At 74.5% G+C, this 754-nt stretch carries 1 pseudogene; it reads right to left on the reverse strand.

Going from position 1 to position 754, the window contains the following annotated elements:
• Positions 1–370 precede the first annotated feature (370 nt).
• Positions 371–673 (reverse strand): annotated as a pseudogene (locus ACFVXK_RS37295) (FBP domain-containing protein); the annotation flags it as partial.
• Positions 674–754 lie beyond the last annotated feature (81 nt).

The following is a 754-nucleotide window of genomic DNA, read 5'->3' on the forward strand; positions in this document are numbered from 1 at the left end:
GGGCGACCTCACCGTGGGCGGCCGGACCCGGCCCGACGGGACGCTCGCCCACACCGACCTGGACCACGCCTACGCCACGGTCGGCTGTTCGCCGCCGACCCGGTCCTCGACCCCACACCCACCCCTCTGATCGTCGACGACGACCTCGTGGACCTGCCGACCACCCCCGGTGACCGTCACGGCCGACGCGGGCGGTACCGGGTTCCGGCCGTCCGGGACCGTCGCCGCCGGTTCCGCGCCCCTGCCGCGGACCTCCCCCGTCGCCGACTCCCATGGCCGTCGGCGCCCGGCGCCTCGACCGGGGCGGTGGCCGCTCCGGCCCGTTCCACACGGGCGTGGACGGGGCGTCGCCGCGCTCCAGGAGGCGCGGTCAGGCGGTCACCTTGGAGACGAACGCGGCGAGGTTGGCCACGGCACGTTCGATCTTCTCCTCCACCGTGAGCGTCTCGTGGAGCCGCGCGGCCGCGGCCACCTCCTTCATGCCGCGCACGTACAGCGAGCAGGCGAGGTCGTCGCACATGTAGACGCCTACCGAGTTGCCCTGCTGTCCGGCCTTGCCGGCCTTCGGGGCCACCATCAGGGACACGCCGCCGTCGTGGCCGGTCATGCAGATCCTGCACATGCTGCGCCGCGTCTGCCCGGCGGCCGCCGCGGGGCGGCGCAGCGCGAGGGCGCCCTTCTCACGCCGTAGAGTTGCGCGGACGCCATCCCCACGATCGATGATTACGAGGCCCCCACCGTGCGCCGACGCTCA

The sequence above is a fragment of the Streptomyces sp. NPDC058157 genome, assembly GCF_042884105.1.
Classification (GTDB): Bacteria; Actinomycetota; Actinomycetes; order Streptomycetales; family Streptomycetaceae; genus Streptomyces.